We start from the raw sequence: 16,617 nt of genomic DNA on the forward strand, positions 1-16,617 counted from the left end.
TATGAGTAAGGACTATTTTTCGCATGAAACAGCGGTTGTTGATGAAGGTAGCGTTATTGGTGATAATGTTAAAATATGGCACTTTTCTCATATTATGCCAAATTGTGAGATAGGAGATTTATGTAATATTGGTCAAAATGTTGTAATATCTCCAAAGGTAAAACTTGGAAAGAATGTTAAAGTACAAAATAACGTTTCCATTTATACAGGAGTTGAATGTGAAGATGATGTCTTTTTAGGGCCATCAATGGTTTTTACCAACGTAATAAACCCTAGAAGTGCAGTAAATAGAAGAGGGCAGTATGCTAAAACTATAATAAAAAAAGGAGCTTCAATTGGGGCAAATGCCACTATAATTTGTGGAAATGATATTGGAGAATATGCCTTTGTAGGAGCTGGTGCAGTTGTAACTAAAAAGGTTCTTCCTTATGCTTTAGTGGTTGGAAATCCAGCAATGCATTTAGGATGGGTTAGCGAGTATGGACATAGACTAAATTTTAACCAAGAAGGTCTCGCTATTTGCCCAGAGAGTAATGAAGAATATAAACTAAAAGAGAATAAAGTATTCAAAGTAAAATAAAAATTAATATAATAATGAAAAATCCGAGTGTATATAAAATATTAACTTGTGTCCTATTTGCGATGGTGATATCAAGTTGTAAAGAAAATAAGGAAAAAGAAAAACAATTAGATAAAACAGAAAACACAACAAAAAGCGTTGAGGTTATAAATGATCTTAACTCTTTTTTAAACTTAGAGAGTAAACCAAATTCGATTTTTTTAGATGTGAATTTTGGAGATATAATTAAAATAGAAAGGTTCTCTTATTTTAAGGACACGTTGGGAGTTGCTCATTTCATATTTGAAATAAAAGATAACAACTCAAATATAGATATAAATAAGTATAGGATGAATTTAAGAATTACTCCTTTTAGTAATCAGAATAATTTATTGAGAGAGGATTCTAGAATATCTAATTTAAATTATGACTCATGGTTTTCAGATTTGAAAATTAGAAGCAACAACAATAATATAAAACATATTGTTTTTTCTCTTAAAACTGCTATCAATGAATTTAAAAATGTAGAATTGTTTCTTTACGACAAACAATTGAAGAATTTTTTGGATAATAAGGTTAGCGTAGATTATGAATTTGAAAAATATCTATCATCTTCAAAAAAAATAAACTTGCATAAGGTAGATGGTATATTGGGTAGAGAATTTCCTGTGAGTAATTTCAAAGCCTATTTAAAAGAAGATTCAGATGGAGTTTATGTCGCCTACCAATTAACTGACATGATTCCAAAAGAAAGATTTACAAATAAAAGACTAATGATTAATATGTTTCCTATAGATTCATACGCAGATTTATTGAGGGAAGATTCCAGAAAAAAAAATAGTCCATCTGATTCATGGTATTTTGATATTCAAATTAAAGAATACGAAAACATTCAGTTTATATGGACGTACATTCCAACAGAAATATTGGATTTTAATAAAATAGAAGCATATATTTATGATGAAACTCAAAAGCGTTTTGTTGGCCTACCTGTTATATTAAATGACATTTCGCTTGAGTTTAATGATTAAATAGTAATAAAAATATGAAAAATTTCGCCTTGATAGGAGCATCAGGATATATAGCTCCAAGACACCTTAAAGCCATTAAGGATACTAATAATAATCTTATTGCAGCATTAGACAAATTTGATAGTGTGGGTATCATTGATAGTTATTTCCCAAGTGCTGACTTTTTTGTAGAATCAGAGCGGTTTGATAGACATATTGAAAAGTTAAAATATGAGAAAAACAAAACATTGGATTATGTAAGCATATGTACACCTAATTATTTGCATGATTCTCACATAAGAATGGCACTAAGGAGGGAAGCAGATGCGATTTGTGAAAAACCTTTAGTTTTAAATCCATGGAATATTGATGCTCTTCAGAAAATGGAAGAGGAGTCTGGACAAAGAGTTTGGAATATTCTACAATTAAGAGTTCATCAAAGTATTATCGATTTAAAAAAGAAAGTAAACGAGGCTCCAAGGGATAAAGTTTTTGAAGTTGATTTAACATATTTAACTTCAAGAGGGAATTGGTACTATACTTCATGGAAAGGGGACAAATCTAAATCTGGAGGTATTGCTACAAATATCGGTGTACATTTTTATGATATGCTATCATGGATTTTTGGAGATGTTAAAGAAAATATTGTTCATGTTAATACTCATGATCGTGCATCAGGGTATTTAGAATTTGAAAGAGCTAGGGTACGATGGTTTTTATCCATAAACTATGATGTTTTACCTATAGAAATAAAGGATAAAGGACAAAGGACGTATCGTTCAATTACAATCGAAGGTGAAGAGTTAGAGTTTAGTGGGGGCTTTACAGATTTACACACAAAAGTATATGAAGACATACTTGAAGGAAAAGGATATGGACTAGATGATACTAGGCAATCAATTGAAATAGTTCATAATATAAGGAACGCATCTCCTATTGGTTTAAAAGGAGAGTACCACCCTTTTGCAAAAAAGTCATTAGCGGAACATCCTTTTGGAAAATGATTTAATGAAGCTAAAACTATTTAAATCAGAGTTTTTAAGTAATTTAAGCACCCAAATGTTAGGTACTGGTATAGGGCAGGTTGTGCCTTTATTGATTATGCCATTGCTAACTAGGCTTTACTCAGAGGAAGAGTTTGGCTTATTTTCTTCATTTTTGGCTTATTCAGCTGTATTAATTGTTGCAACTGGAGGACGATATTATGTTGCAATTATTTTACCAAAAAAAGAAAAAGAAGCTCTTAAAGTTTTTTCTTTAAGCATTATATTAACAATATTATACACTCTTTTTCTTTTTATTGTTTGTTTGATTATTTTTTATTGTTTACCAAACTCGCTTAATGCCTATGGTTTAATTTTTTTTATTCCTATATATGTTGGTCTTTTTGGATTGTGGCAGTCTTTTTTTAACCTTTCCGTTAGAGGAAAAAGATTTGAGTTGACAGCGTCCTCTAAAGTTATTCAAGCTACGGGGTACGCTACAATTAGTAGTTTGTTAGGATTTGTTTTAACTCCAATTGGATTGGTTATTGGTAAAATTTCTGGTGTCGTTTTTTCACTTTACCATTTAAAGACAAGACTTAAATTAACAAAAGAGACATATAATTTGAAAAACTTGAAGGAAGTTGCAATAACCTATAGTGATTATCCTAAATATAGTATTCTGCCTACTTTTCTTGACACACTATCAATACAATCATTAGTTTTTTTAATAGGGTATTATTATACCCAAACGGAATTAGGATTTTACGGACTTACTAATATGTGTCTTATGGCTCCATTAGGACTAGTAGGAATTTCTTTTAGAGATGTCTTTTATCAACGAATTACTCATTTAATAAATGCGGAGCAAATAAAAGAAGCTAAAAACTTTTTTTTGAAATCAACCTTAATACTAGCTTCTATTGGGGTGTTTATAGGTGCTGTTTTGTTTTTTATGGGAGAACCTGTTTTTTCACTAGTATTCGGTGAGAAATGGTCAATGTCAGGAAAACTGGCTAGTATTTTATCCATAAGTTTAATTTTTAAATTAACAGTAAGTCCGTTATCGTCGGTTCTCAATGCCACGAACAATGTAAGAACTATATCTTTATGGCAAACCATTTATTTTGTAACAACTTTTAGTACATTGCTATTGACTATTTTATATTTTAGGGCGGATATATATTTACTACTTAAAGTATATGTGCTACACGAGGCAATTTTATACTCTTTTTATTATTTTTTACAATTTAACAGTTTAAAACAGACATAATTAATGTGCGGCATATCTGGAATTATAAATAAATCTAAAAATAAGGTTTCCGAATCTGACTTAAAAAGCATGAACGATTTAATTATACATCGTGGACCTGATGCTGAGGGATACTATTATAATGAAAGAATTGGTTTTGGTCATAGAAGATTGTCTATTTTGGATTTATCTAAATTAGGAGATCAACCTATGGAGTATAGCGATTTGACCATAACTTACAATGGAGAAGTCTATAATTATATTGAAATAAGGGAAGAGTTAAGAGAAAAAGGGTATGTTTTTAAAAGTGAGACTGATACTGAAGTTATTTTAGCCGCTTATCAAGAATGGGGAGAGAATTGTGTACAGTATTTTAATGGAATGTGGGCATTTGCAATTCATGACAGAAAGAAAAATATTGTTTTCTTAAGTCGAGATCGATTTGGAATTAAGCCACTATATTACCATAATAACCAAAAGGCATTTTATTTTGGATCTGAGATAAAACAATTATTGTACTTTAATCCTAATCCGAAGGTTAACAAACAAATTCTATTTGATTATATATATTTAACATACCATCACCATACAAACCATACTTTTTTTCAAGACATTGAATCTTTAGAACCATCACATAATTTAATTTGTAATTTAGAGGATAGCACCATTATAATTAAGAGATATTATCATTTGGAAACAAACCTATTATACAAAAGAATAAAATTTGACCAAGCACTATCAGAGTACAAGACCTTGATTAAGAGGTCTATTGATCTGCGTTTGCGATCGGATGTTAAGGTAGGAACTTGTTTAAGTGGAGGAATGGATAGCTCATTTATAGCAGCTTCTGCAAGCCCAATATATAAAGAAAAATGTAATGAAAGGTTTACTGCCATTACAGCCAAATCAATTGAAAAGAAGACTGACGAATCCGGATTTGCTCAAATGGTAGTTGAAAGGCATGATCTAGATTGGAATATAACCCAACCTAATAAAGAAGATTTTTTTAATTTTGTTGAAGACGTTATAAAAATACAAGAAGAACCTTTTGGAAGCCCATCGATAATAATGCAATATTTTGTAATGAAAAAAGCAAAGGAAGCAAAATGTATCGTTCTTTTAGATGGACAAGGTGGCGATGAAACATTGTTAGGCTACGATAGGTATTATGCAACTTACATTAATGAGCAACAAGGGTTTATAAATAAGGTAAGGGCTTTGTGGTCAGTTAGCAGAAACTCTAAGTTATCACTAAAAGACGTGCTTTTATATAATTTATACTTTAACAATGTCTTAATAAGAAAGTACAGGCAATTAAAAAGACATAATTATATAAAACCAGCTTATAAAAAATATTTTAATAATGTATTCTTAAAAAAATTATCTAATTATAACTCTAGTGTATCTAAGTTGCAACATTCAGAAATCACAAAAATACAATTACAGAAACTTCTTAAGTATGAAGACAGGAACTCCATGTCGCAATCTATAGAGACCAGAGTTCCGTTTATCGATCACAATGTTGTTGAGCTGGCAATATCAATTCCTTTTGAATTTAAAATGGTTGATGGATGGTCAAAGTATATTTTAAGAAAAGCAAGTGAAGATATTTTGCCTGAAAAAATTGTTTGGCGAAAAAACAAGTTTGGTTTTGAAGCACCCCAAGACAAGTGGTTGTCTGATAAAGAATATTTTCTTAAAATAATTAAAGAATCTCAGTTTTTAGCTAGTTTTATTGATTTTGAAAAGATTACAAAAAAAGTAGATAACAACACCTTGTGGAAATTATTTAACATTGCGGTTTGGGCTGATAAGTTTAAGGTTTCCTTCTAAATAATCCAATATATAGGTAATGAAGCATGTAAAAAGCGGTTCATATTTAATCTATCAGAGTATGATTTTTGCACTGTTCCTTATTAGTGGGGCAGTAAAGTTCATATTTAGTGATATTGATTTTCCTTTGGACATCACACTTTTGTTGTCTAGTTTGATTTTTGTTGACATTTTATACAATATGTCAACCAAATCAATATTAATTAAAAAATTATCAGCAAACCAAATATTATTTCTATTATCTTATTTAGCGTTTTATCTACTAATGGCTATGAGTTTGTTTTATACAAAGTCTATTAGTTACGGGAATGGAAAAACCTTTTTCTTCATTTTGAATTTAATATCATTTTGTTATCCTTTTTTTATGAAAAACTTCGAGCATAAAGTTTTTTTCAAAATTATGGTAGTTCCATTAATCTTGGTTTCAATTTGGTTTTTGGCAAAAAGGTATTTGTCATGGTATGCCCCAAGCCCAGAAACAAGAATATTCTACAAGCAATTTACAGGTAATTATTTACTATTGTGCAACGCTATTGCTTTTTGCGTGCTATATTATATTTATCAAAAAAAATACTTGTTTTCTTTGGCTTTATTTGTTTTGATTATTGCCCTAGGTGGTAGAGGACCAATTTTGTTTCTCATTTTGCTTGTAGCTTATTGGAAGATCCATACAATGATCAATATAAAAGTTAATGTCAAAATTGTTAAAAGGATTGGATATGCTTTGTTGTTACTACCGCCATTTTTATATTTTTTTTGGGGATATATAGCGAATGCTTTTAAAGTCGGATTAGGTAGAATTACTTCTTTTCTCAATTACGAGCAAGACGCTTCTGTTTTATCAAGGTTTTATTATTTTGATTTTGCCGTAGAGAAAATATTCAGTTCTATCCAAAGTTTCTTTTTTGGGCATGGTATAGGGAGTTTTGGTATCATGTATAATGGAATTGATAAAAGAGAGTTTCCGCACAATATATTTCTGGAAGCATGGTTTGAACTTGGGCTAGTTGGTTTTTTGTTAACAATAATAATTTTTGTCTTTCCAATTTTAGTTTACCATAAAAAATCTTTGTTTATTAAATTAATGTGTGTTTATTTTTTAATGCATTCACTTAAATCTGGTAGTTTGGATGGCATGAGATTTATGTCTGGGGTTTACGGAATGTTAATATTTTTTGATTATGGTATTTTTAATGAAAAAAAGTAAATATTTAGGTCTTTTTTTATTTCCTTTTGTATTGCCTCTTCCATTACCAATGAAATATTCAGCGATGGCATTAATTATTTTTATAATTAATTTAGTTTTGCTAGTTAAAAAAGAAAACCTCTCTAATTTAAAACTGGTTATCAAGACCCCTTTGGTAATAATATTGTTACTATTCTTTTTAAGTGATTATATTAGCGCTATAGTGAGATTTGATTTTAACCCTAAAGTATTTAGAGAAGTAAAATTAGCATTTATACTTCTTCCTGCCCTAATACTTCTTCAAAAAGAGATTATTGTTAAAGAGTTTGTCAATATTATAAAAGCATTTTTTTATGGAGTCTTATTTTATATTGTATTTGCGTGGGCAAATGTATGGTATTTTTATACGATAACTCACCCTACCTATATTTTTGACCCTACAGATCACTTTATCGTATATGTTTTAGCTAGGGAAACACCAAATAGCATACATCATACTTACATTGGGCTGTACATATTGTTAATTACTATAATAGTTTTCGCCTATACTGTTCTTTATAAGAAAATAAGTTTGTTTTTAGGCCTGTTTTTAACGCTTTTCTTTCTAGTTAATAGTTTTTATATTGGGGGAAAAAGCACCACGATGTTGTTGGTTGTTTTTTTAACTTTTATTCTGTTAAAACCTGTGGCTAAAGGATTTCAAATTAAAGGGCTTAAATACTATATTTTAGGGTTAATCTTAGCTGTTGTAGTAGGTGTTAATGGTATTTATGAATGGTTGACAGTCAGTATAAAGCAAAGCCTTGGTTTAAGGATAAATATTTATAAGAGATGCATAGATGTAACAATGGAAACTTTTCCTTTTGGAATAGGGAAAGAAAAACTAAATTATATACCATTAAACATTCACAGTAATGATGGAGAACACCTTATTACCCATAATATTTATTTTAATGAATTAATTATAAATGGGTTTATAGGATTGTTAATTCTTTTAAGCATGCTTTTTTATGTCTGTTATATTGGTTATAAAAGCCATATAACTTTTTGGCTTTTCGCTCTGTCAATAGTAGCTATAGGTCTGTCAGAAGATTTGTTTGTCAGACAAGCTGGTGTGCTGTTTTTTGTTTTCTTCACATGTATTTTTTATGTTAAATTCTATAAAATACCGAACCCTAATTTATTTTGTTGTAATTCTCTGGAGAAAATAACTTTGATATAATTAATAGAGTATATTTGGGGTCTGGTTTTTTTAATACCACAAAATATTTACCTCTTTAATCGATTTACATTTTATCAAAAGTAGTTGAAAAACATATAATTTTAAAAATCAATAAAAATACTTTGAATTTTTTAGAAATCTTTAGGCCGGAAATCATTTGAACAAGCATATAGACAAAATATTTATTATTTGGATCACTCTTTTTTTTATAGGAGATTTATTATCTAAAGTATCTAACCTTTATTTAGACGGGAATTTCTATAGAATAAATGGGTTTTTAAAACTTGGTTTTGAACTTGTATTATTATACTATTTTGTGACTAATTTTAGAAGAAAAAAGATTCTACTTTACCCAATTTCCTTTTTATTGCTTTTTGTAATTGGTCAGTTTTCTTTTGGTAATTCTTTAGCTAGCTTTTTTACAGGTTGGTCTTCGGGAAATATCTATTTCTTAAATAGGTTCCTATATATTTTTCTTTTCATAGTTGTTGTACAAAGCATTGAATTGAAAAAAGATACATTTCCTAAAATCTTAAACATTTTAGAAAAAATACTTATAATAAATGGTTTCCTTATTTTATTGGGTTTTTTCTTCGATTTGAATATTTTTAAAACCTATCCAAGTACCATAAGGTTTGGGTACAATGGATTATTCGCAAAAAACGGAGAGGTTTCTTATTATTATATGTTTTTAATATCAATTTTGTATTATAATATTATTGAAAAAGGGAATAGGGATTTTGTTAAATTAGCGTTTGTAATAATAACCTCTTTATTGCTTGGAAAAAAAGTAATGCTCCTCTATTTAGCTATTTTGTTTTTATTTCATTTTCTATGGATAAATAAGCATAAAAACAGAAACAGGCTTATAGCATCATTTTTTTTCATTGTAGTTTTTTATTTTAGAAATAATATTTTAAATATTATTTTTAACTATTCTAGTTTTTGGGACAATATCTTTAAAAAAAATGGTTTGCTTGGTATGATAACATCAACTAGGTCTATGCTGTTCGAACGAGCAATTGAGCATATTGGCAATGAATGGAACTTTATTAATTATCTATGTGGAGGGATTCAATACAGTAAGTATAAAGTTGAATTTGAATTTATAGATGTTTTCCTTTTCTTCGGTGTCATTGGAGTTATTCTTTATATTTTGTTTTTAATTAATTATTTTTTTGAAAAGGATAATAGAAACAAAAATTCTTTATTGGTAATAATTTTAATCTGTAGTTTTTTCTCGGGAAGTCTTTTTTTAAGTGTGGGCTGCATGATATTTTTATACATAACTTTTAAAGAATTAGGCATTAAAAAACTAGACAAATGAAAAATGTGCTTGTACTTACTAAGACAAATTGGAATGAAGCACCAAGGATAAGGCATCAAATCACTCATTTGTTAAGAGAAAATGGTTATAACGTATCCTATGTTGAAAAAAACACCTACAAAAATATTTTCGTTTCAGAGAGAATAGAGGAAGGCATCAAATTCTTCTCGCACGCAGAACTTATTCATCATCAGCTGCGATATTTTCCATTAATTCAAAGACTCAATAATTTTGTTGTAAAAATATATTTAAAAAGAATATCTAAAAAAGGTCAAATTGATTTCATAGTTAATTTTAATTATGATTATTCTTTTTTAAAGGAATTGTTTCCAAGAAAAAAAATTATAACACTTATCAATGACGATTTCGAGGAGCAATCGAAGTTTGGTATGCGAAAACAAATTAGAAATCAAGTCAAAAATACATGTATAAACTCTGATTATGTTCTAACTGTTTCTTATCCTCTTTTTGATAAGATAAAAAATTATAAAGAGGATGTGGCCATATTGTTTCCGTGGAGTAAAAACAGATATAAGTTTCCAGAAAAAAGTGTTACTATAAGAAAAACAGTTCTATATTTTGGGTTTATTGGTAGACTTGATTGGTATATGGTAGAAATGTTGGTTAAAAAAACAAATTATAATTTTAGATTTATAGGACCAAGTATTAAAAATACTGACGCAGATAAAATTTCTTCTTTAAAAGGTAAATACGACAATTTTGAATATGTTCCTTATACAACTTGGGAGAACTTAGATTTGAGAGATGTTTTTTGTTCTATATTGCCATATAATTCAGATCTAAAGAGTGTTCAAGCTTGCACAATAAGTAACAGAGCATTTAATTTGCTGTCATTGGGGATACCTTTGGTTTATGCAGATTTAAAAAACATTATTGAAGCTCCTAATACTGTTATTAGAACAAATAAAAACTTTAAAGAATATGACGAATCATTAAAATTCTTTTTTGATAACTTTTATGATGTTCAAAAGGACATAGAGACATTTCTTGAAAATCATTACAAAGAGAACAGATGGGAAATATTAGAGAATATTATAAATAGTAAAGGCGAAAACAAGTAGTTCGAATCTATTTATAAAATAATTGAAAAAGTATAAATGAAACAAATCATACAAGACCTTAAAAACGGAGAAACGATATTAGAAGAAGTACCAGTTCCTATGGTGAAATCGGGGCATGTACTTATTAAAACCACAAAATCCTTAGTGTCATTGGGCACAGAAAGAATGTTGGTGGAATTTGGTAAGGCTAATTTTATTCAAAAAGCACGCCAACAGCCCGATAAGGTTAAAATGGTTTTGGATAAAGTAAAAACAGACGGTTTAAAACCAACTATGGATGCTGTACTTAATAAATTAAATCAACCATTACCACTAGGCTATTGTAATGTGGGAGAAGTTGTTGCCGTTGGAAAAGGTGTTGAAGATTTTAATGTAGGCGATAGAGTAGCTTCCAATGGGAATCATGCAGAATATGTAAATGTTCCTAAAAATTTAACCGCAAAAATTCCAGATAATGTAACTGATGAAGAAGCTGCATTTACGGTAATAGGTTCTATAGGTTTACAAGGCATAAGATTATTGAGCCCTACTTTTGGAGAAACCATAGTTGTAGTTGGTTTGGGGCTTATAGGTTTGGTTACCGCAGAATTATTATTGGCAAATGGTTGCAACGTTATAGGTTTTGATTTTGATCCTGAAAAAATAAAATTAGCAAAAGAGAAAGGCGTCATTGCGATAAACCCTGCAGAAGGCACCGACCAAGTAAAATTTGTAGAATCTTACACTAATGGTGTTGGAGCCGATGGTGTTATAATTACAGCCTCTAATAAAAGCAACGACATTATTTCCCAGTCTGCTAATATGAGTAGAAAAAAAGGGAGAATTGTTCTGGTGGGTGTTATTGGACTGAACATCAGTAGGGCCGATTTTTTCAAAAAAGAGTTATCCTTTCAAGTATCCTGTTCTTATGGTGCTGGTAGGTATGACGAGGAGTACGAAACAAAAGGTCACGATTACCCAATAGGATACGTAAGATGGACAGAGAAAAGAAATTTTGAAGCAGTTTTAGCGGCCCTTTCAAAAGGCACTTTAAACGTTAAACCTTTAATTACCGAGCGCATTCCTTTAGTGGATTACAAAAAGATTTATGGAGATATGAACGCTTCTAAATCTATTGCATCGATTATTGAATATAATGCAACCGAAGCTCCAAAATCAACTGTAGTAATTGCCGAAAAATCTTTTGAAGGGAAAAAAGGTGTTGTTGGCATTATTGGTTCTGGTAATTTTACAAGTTCAACCATACTTCCGAGTCTTAAAAAAATAGCTACGGATATAAAATACATAGCGAGTTCAGGAGGGTTGTCCTCTACAATTATGGCCAAACGTCATAAGATAGCTAATTCTACTTCAAACTATAAGGAAATTCTAGAAGATAAAGATGTTGATTTAGTGTTAATTACAACCCAGCACAACATGCACGCTAAAATGGTTTTAGAGTCTATAAAAGCAGATAAAAGCGTGTTTGTTGAAAAACCTTTAGCACTTAATGCTACTGAGTTGGATGACATAATTTCAGAATATACTGCTCGAAATGTAAATGTGTCCGTTGGATTTAATAGACGTTTTGCACCGCTTGCAAAAAAAATGAAACAACTTTTAGGAAATGATAACGCACCAATTAATATTGTGGCAACAATGAATGCAGGCTTTATTCCAGCAGAGGTTTGGGTGCACGATATGGAAGTTGGTGGCGGAAGAATAATTGGAGAAGCGTGCCATTATATAGATTTATGCAGTTATTTTGCCGGTAGTAAAGTAAAAGCAGTCTGTATGAATGCTATGGGTGCAAATCCTGAAGAAAACACAGATAATGCTAGTATTTTGTTACAATATGAAAACGGTACCAATGCAGTAATAAATTATTTTGCAAACGGAAGTAAGGCATACTCCAAAGAACGCTTAGAGGTGTATTCGCAAGAGCGCACACTAATTATGGATAATTGGAGAAAGTTAAAAGGCTATGGCTTCAAAGGGTTTTCAAAGGCAGGCACCAAACAAGATAAAGGGCATTTTAATCAATTTAATGAGCTTGTAAAACAACAACAAAAAGGGGGAACTGCTATAATTCCGTTTGACGATATTGTAAATACAACCAAGGCTTCCTTTGCAGCAATTGAATCTCTTAAGTCAGGTAAATGGATAGCAATAAAGTAAAATTATTAATCCATACAGTAAAATACCTTAGGTTCAAGCAGGTTTATTATCGATTATATTATTTTATAAGACATAAATTTTTTAAAAAGACATACGATAAACAATTACAAATTAATATTGAACCTCTAGTTTGGGATAATTTTTTCCATTATCAAAATAGTTTTTCAGAACATAATACCTTTACATTTCTTAATATCAGTCATCAATTTGATTCTGATATTGATTGGAATTTCAATGAACATGGTAAGCTTTGGGCCTATAATTTAAATTATTTTGAGTATTTAAACCAAGAAACCTTATCCAAGGAAGACGGTCTTAAATTAATTAAAGATTACGTTAAAAATGATACCCATTTAAAAGACGGAAAAGAACCTTATCCAATTTCTTTAAGAGGCATTAATTGGATTAAGTTCTTGTCAACACACAAAATTTCAGATAAAGAAATCAATCAATACCTTTACAATCATTATCAATTATTATCACACAACCTTGAGTATCATTTATTAGGAAATCATTTACTGGAAAATGGATATGCTTTGTTATTTGGCGCATATTATTTTAAGGATGGGGTCTTATACAAAAAGGCAAAACACATTCTTTTAGAAGAACTTAAAGAGCAGGTTTTAAGTGATGGTGCACATTTTGAGCTTTCCCCGATGTACCATCAAATTTTATTGCATCGTTTATTAGATTGTATAAATTTAATTAAAAAAAACCCTCAGAAAGAGGACGAGTTGTTTCCATTTTTAATAAAAACAGCAGTAAAAATGCTTTCTTGGTTACAAGTGGTAACTTATAAAAACGGCAATATCCCCATGGTAAATGATAGTGCTTATGGCATAGCAGCAGAATCTAAAAAGTTATTCGCTTATGCTGAAAGTTTAAATTTACAATGGAAAAAAGCTTTGTTATCAGATTCTGGATATCGAAAAATTGAAAACAATATCTATGAATTATTTTTGGACGTAGGTCATGTTGGTCCAAAATATCAACCAGGGCATGCACATTCAGACACATTTAGTTTTGAGCTTTACGTAAATGAAAAACCAATTATTGTTGATACTGGGGTTTCTACTTATGAAAAAAATGAACAAAGACAAATAGAACGTTCTACCGCATCTCATAATACAGTAAAAATTGGTGATTACGAGCAAACTGATGTTTGGGGAGGTTTTAGGGTCGCAAAAAGAGCAAAAATAATAAAGCTTAAAGAATCGGAAGGCTTAATTGAAGCTTCACATGATGGTTATAAAAAATTGAATATTTTACATACCAGAAGTTTTTCTGCAAAAAAAGAAGGGATTGAAATAAATGATTCTCTTTCTGCTAGTTCGCAAAATATAAATAAGTCATATTTGCATCTACACCATAGTATCGAAAAACTTGTAAATATTGGAAATACAATTAAATTAATTAATGAAAATATTACAATTAGTTTTTCTGAAGAAGTAAGTAAAATAGATATTATAGATTATCATTTTCCTTTAGGATACAACAAAATAAAGAAAGCAAAAAAGATTGAAGTTAGTTTTGGCAATGCTTTAAAAACAGAGATAGATATAAGTAAAATATGAAGATTTTATTCTTAACCGATAATTTTCCCCCAGAAGTAAACGCACCCGCAACCCGTACCTACGAACATTGTAGAGAATGGGTTAAACAAGGTGTGGATGTTACTGTTGTAACCTGTGCACCTAATTTTCCCGAAGGAAAAGTATTTAAAGGCTATAAAAACAAATTATTTCAAAAAGAAAAAATAGAGGAGATCAACGTTATTAGAGTATGGTCTTACATTAGCGCAAATAAAGGATTTGTTAAAAGAATTTTAGATTACCTAAGTTTTATGTTAAGTGCTTTTATTGCTGGGTTATTTATTAAAACAGATCTAATTATTGCCACCTCACCACAATTCTTTACTGCTATTTCTGGAAGGTGGTTGTCTTTCTGGAAAAGAAAGCCATGGATAATGGAAGTTAGAGATCTTTGGCCAGAGTCTATTAAGGCAGTTGGTGCCATGGAAGATAATCCAGCTATAAAGTTTTTTGAATACTTAGAGCGAAAAATGTATGCATCTGCTGATAAAATAGTGGTTGTAACTGATACTTTTAAAGCTCAGTTAATAGAAAAGCATCAGGTTAATCCCTCTAAAATTAAGGTTGTAAAGAATGGAATGAATTTAGAGCTGTTTCGGCCTAAAGAAAAGCACAAGGCACTTTTAGATAAGCTGTCTCTTAACAACAAATTTGTTATTGGTTATATAGGTACTCATGGTATGGCTCATGCATTAGATTTTGTTTTAAAAAGTGCAAGTAAAATATCAAACCCAAAAATCCATTTCTTATTCATTGGCGCCGGAGCAAAAAAAGAGGAGTTGATAAAACTTAAGGAAGAGTTAAAGCTTACTAATGTTACTATGCTAGGGCTTGTTTCTAAAAAGGAAATAAAAAATTATATATCAATATTAGATGTAAGCTTGGTAAATTTAAAAAAGAGTAACACTTTCAAGTCCGTTATACCTTCTAAGATATTCGAAAGTGTAGCCATGCACAAACCCGTTCTTTTAGGCGTAGAAGGTGAATCTAAGAAATTGGTTTTGGATTATGGTGTTGGTGAAGTATTTGAACCCGAGAATGAACAAGAGTTTATAACCAAAATAGATTCTATGATAAATGCTCCAAAAAGTTACACCATTGGGTTTTCTAGATTAATTAGAGATTTTGATAGAAAAAATCAAGCAACTAAAATGTTAATTTTTTTAAAGAAATAATCTAGGTTCTTTCTAGTAGCTTTATTCTAAAGTCTTTTATCAAAAAAAAATGCTTATTTTTGGTCACTAAAGAGGGTTTTGTGTCGATTTACTATTGTGTATTTTTCTTTTTAGGAGCTTATATCTTAACATATTTTACTATTCCAAAAATAATTGGGCTTGTTGAGTATAAAAACCTTATGGATAATCCCAACAGTAGGAGTTCGCATTTAAAACGAACACCTACTTTAGGAGGCGTATCTTTTTTTTATACACTTATAATTGCCTTATTCTTTCTCAGAAACTGGAGTGATAATGATGAAGCCATGTTTTTTATTCCTGGCTTAACTATTTTGTTTATTATTGGCTTAAAAGATGACTTAGTGGTGCTTTCTCCATACTCTAAATTAGCTGCCCAATTCATATCTGTCTCCTTCATTTTGAGCAATGAAGCATTTAGCATCCATTCTTTACATGGGTTCTTTGGGGTTTTTGATATTCCAGTATTTGCGTCCTACATAATTGGTGGATTTATTATGATTACCATTATCAATGCCTACAATTTAATAGATGGTATTGATGGATTAGCCGCTATAGTTGGCATAGTGATTCTTATAATCTATTCCACATTATTTTATATGACACAAGACTATTTTTATCTTTTGCTAAGTTTGACACTTAACGGATGTTTAATAGCCTTTTTAAAATATAACCTGTCGTCCACCAAAGAAAAAATTTTTATGGGAGATACAGGCTCGCTGTTGGTAGGTTTTATTATCAGTATTTTGACGCTTAAATTTTTAGCATTGCCGCCACATAAACTGGAAAACTTACCGTTTTTAATAGAAAATATTCCTTTAATCGCGATAGGCATTTTAATTGTGCCATTGTTTGATACCGCGAGGGTTTTCACAATTAGACTAGCGAATAGAAGAAGCCCCTTTTCGGCAGACAGAAACCATACACACCATATTTTAATAGATTATTTTAAAATATCCCACAGAAAGGCAAGCCTAATAATAGGTGCTTTTAACCTGGTTTTTGTTTATTTGTTTATAATTTTGGGGAGTACTTCTTATAATTTTTGGTTGGTTACTGTATTAGTGGTTACAGTTATTATACTGGCATATTTTTTTTACAGATATAATTATAGTTTTTCTAATGTGAAACGGAAAATTAAATTTCAACGTAAGATTGATAATGTTAAAAACAAGGGAAAAAGTATCATTCGAAATAAAAATGAAAAAGAGGAATAATAGG

General features: G+C 30.1%; 13 protein-coding genes. All 13 read left to right on the forward strand.

From position 1 onward, the window contains the following. Window position 1 precedes the first annotated feature (1 nt). The 13 genes from ABXQ82_RS01300 (at window position 2) to ABXQ82_RS01360 (ending at window position 16,613) form a co-directional block, all read left to right on the forward strand. A complete protein-coding gene (locus tag ABXQ82_RS01300) occupies window positions 2–580 on the forward strand; it encodes an acyltransferase (protein WP_367053724.1) in 579 nt (192 codons plus the stop codon). A gap of 14 nt (window positions 581–594) precedes the next feature. After that, window positions 595–1,590 (forward strand): hypothetical protein, encoded by a 996-nt coding sequence (locus tag ABXQ82_RS01305; protein WP_367053726.1) that lies wholly within the window; start codon window positions 595–597, stop codon window positions 1,588–1,590. A gap of 14 nt (window positions 1,591–1,604) precedes the next feature. After that, the gene (locus ABXQ82_RS01310) at window positions 1,605–2,573 is read left to right on the forward strand and encodes a Gfo/Idh/MocA family oxidoreductase (protein WP_367053728.1); all 969 of its coding nucleotides are present in this window, start codon (window positions 1,605–1,607) and stop codon (window positions 2,571–2,573) included. 4 nt (window positions 2,574–2,577) lie between these two features. Continuing rightward, window positions 2,578–3,825: a lipopolysaccharide biosynthesis protein gene (locus ABXQ82_RS01315; RefSeq protein WP_367053730.1), complete on the forward strand. Its 1,248-nt coding sequence runs from the start codon at window positions 2,578–2,580 to the stop codon at window positions 3,823–3,825. Window positions 3,826–3,828: 3 nt separating this feature from the next. Further along, entirely contained in the window at window positions 3,829–5,637 is a 1,809-nt protein-coding gene (gene asnB, locus ABXQ82_RS01320) for an asparagine synthase (glutamine-hydrolyzing) (RefSeq protein WP_367053732.1), read from the forward strand. 19 nt (window positions 5,638–5,656) lie between these two features. Next, on the forward strand, window positions 5,657–6,844 hold the full coding sequence (locus tag ABXQ82_RS01325) for an O-antigen ligase family protein (protein ID WP_367053734.1): 1,188 nt from the start codon (window positions 5,657–5,659) through the stop codon (window positions 6,842–6,844). Then, window positions 6,831–8,045, forward strand: a complete 1,215-nt coding sequence (locus tag ABXQ82_RS01330) for a hypothetical protein (RefSeq protein ID WP_367053736.1) — start codon at window positions 6,831–6,833, stop codon at window positions 8,043–8,045. The genes ABXQ82_RS01325 and ABXQ82_RS01330 overlap by 14 nt, the downstream gene beginning before the upstream one ends. Window positions 8,046–8,202: 157 nt before the next feature. Further along, entirely contained in the window at window positions 8,203–9,372 is a 1,170-nt protein-coding gene (locus ABXQ82_RS01335) for a hypothetical protein (RefSeq protein WP_367053738.1), read from the forward strand. Continuing rightward, window positions 9,369–10,454, forward strand: coding sequence for a hypothetical protein (locus ABXQ82_RS01340; protein WP_367053739.1), 1,086 nt, complete (start codon window positions 9,369–9,371; stop codon window positions 10,452–10,454). The genes ABXQ82_RS01335 and ABXQ82_RS01340 overlap by 4 nt, the downstream gene beginning before the upstream one ends. Before the next feature lie 36 nt (window positions 10,455–10,490). Continuing rightward, on the forward strand, window positions 10,491–12,611 hold the full coding sequence (locus ABXQ82_RS01345) for a bi-domain-containing oxidoreductase (RefSeq protein WP_367053741.1): 2,121 nt from the start codon (window positions 10,491–10,493) through the stop codon (window positions 12,609–12,611). Then, window positions 12,593–14,185: an alginate lyase family protein gene (locus ABXQ82_RS01350; protein WP_367053743.1), complete on the forward strand. Its 1,593-nt coding sequence runs from the start codon at window positions 12,593–12,595 to the stop codon at window positions 14,183–14,185. The genes ABXQ82_RS01345 and ABXQ82_RS01350 overlap by 19 nt, the downstream gene beginning before the upstream one ends. Further along, window positions 14,182–15,378 carry a glycosyltransferase family 4 protein gene (locus tag ABXQ82_RS01355; RefSeq protein ID WP_367053746.1) on the forward strand — a complete coding sequence of 399 codons (1,197 nt, stop codon included), beginning with the start codon at window positions 14,182–14,184 and terminating at the stop codon, window positions 15,376–15,378. The genes ABXQ82_RS01350 and ABXQ82_RS01355 overlap by 4 nt, the downstream gene beginning before the upstream one ends. Before the next feature lie 59 nt (window positions 15,379–15,437). Further along, complete coding sequence (locus ABXQ82_RS01360) at window positions 15,438–16,613, forward strand: MraY family glycosyltransferase (protein WP_367053749.1); 1,176 nt, start codon at window positions 15,438–15,440, stop codon at window positions 16,611–16,613. The last annotated feature ends 4 nt before the right edge of the window (window positions 16,614–16,617 follow it).

Source organism: Algibacter sp. 2305UL17-15 (assembly GCF_040720935.1).
Taxonomy (GTDB): Bacteria; Bacteroidota; Bacteroidia; order Flavobacteriales; family Flavobacteriaceae; genus Jejuia.